Source organism: Psychromonas sp. B3M02 (assembly GCF_003318165.1).
In the GTDB taxonomy this organism is placed as follows: domain Bacteria; phylum Pseudomonadota; class Gammaproteobacteria; order Enterobacterales; family Psychromonadaceae; genus Psychromonas.
This window is the reverse complement of record NZ_QOCB01000012.1, coordinates 3,219-3,498: the sequence shown is the minus strand read 5'-3', so window position 1 is coordinate 3,498 and position 280 is coordinate 3,219. Positions and strand designations below refer to the sequence as shown.

The following is a 280-nucleotide window of genomic DNA, read 5'->3' as shown; positions in this document are numbered from 1 at the left end:
AATTTAGATCAGTTATTTAACACAATTGGTATTATCTACTTTCCTTTTTATCGGATCAGCGCTGAGAATGTGCTAACGTTAATAACAGGTATATCATTTAAGCAGAGGGATGAGCATGAAAATAGTTATCGCACCTGATTCATATAAAGAAAGTTTAACAGCTAAACAAGTTTGTATCGCTATTGAAACCGGCTTTAAAAGAGTCTTTCCAGGTGCACAATACGTGTTAGTGCCCGTCGCAGATGGTGGTGAAGGCACTGTTCAATCATTGGTTGATGCA

Annotated in this window: 1 protein-coding gene; it reads left to right on the top strand. The window is 37.5% G+C overall.

The genetic code is table 11. From position 1 onward, the window contains the following. Positions 1 to 109 precede the first annotated feature (109 nt). Positions 110 to 280, top strand: a 171-nt coding sequence (locus DS885_RS01575) for a glycerate kinase (RefSeq protein WP_441344254.1), incomplete at its 3' end; no start/stop codon positions are given.